Consider the following 421-nt stretch of genomic DNA (forward strand, 5'->3'; position numbering starts at 1 on the left):
GGTTTATACCTTTGTTTTAATTATTATGATGGTTAGTTAGTAAAGTAAGCTGCGTGACTAACTTACTTATTAGGATGATCTGTAACGGTATGGTCATTGTTCGGTGCCACTGCTTCAGGCGCTTTCAGCAAAGCCACCTCATTTACGATTTTATCTGATAGACCTGGTGGTAGGTCTAGCACTGAGTTCAAGACAGAACTCAGGTACTCGCTTTGTTTTTTTAATACGCCTCTGTCTTTAGCATTGATCGCAAGTACCACTTTCTTAAAGATATCAACCAGTTTTGGCACTACGGTTTGTGTTAGCGATTGAGTGAGAATAGTCAGCCTTGATGATTCAGCTTTGAGATCTGACAACTCAAGTTGCATCGTATCTCGCTCAACCTGTAATTGGTTTAGCTGTACTTCTACCAGTGCAGTAT

1 pseudogene is annotated in these 421 nt (G+C 40.4%); it reads right to left on the minus strand.

Going from position 1 to position 421, the window contains the following annotated elements:
* Positions 1-62: 62 nt before the first annotated feature.
* Positions 63-421, minus strand: a pseudogene (locus AB4486_RS24230) (hypothetical protein); the annotation flags it as partial.

This window comes from Vibrio sp. 10N.222.55.C6 (assembly GCF_041473395.1).
GTDB classification, from domain to species: domain Bacteria; phylum Pseudomonadota; class Gammaproteobacteria; order Enterobacterales; family Vibrionaceae; genus Vibrio; species Vibrio crassostreae_C.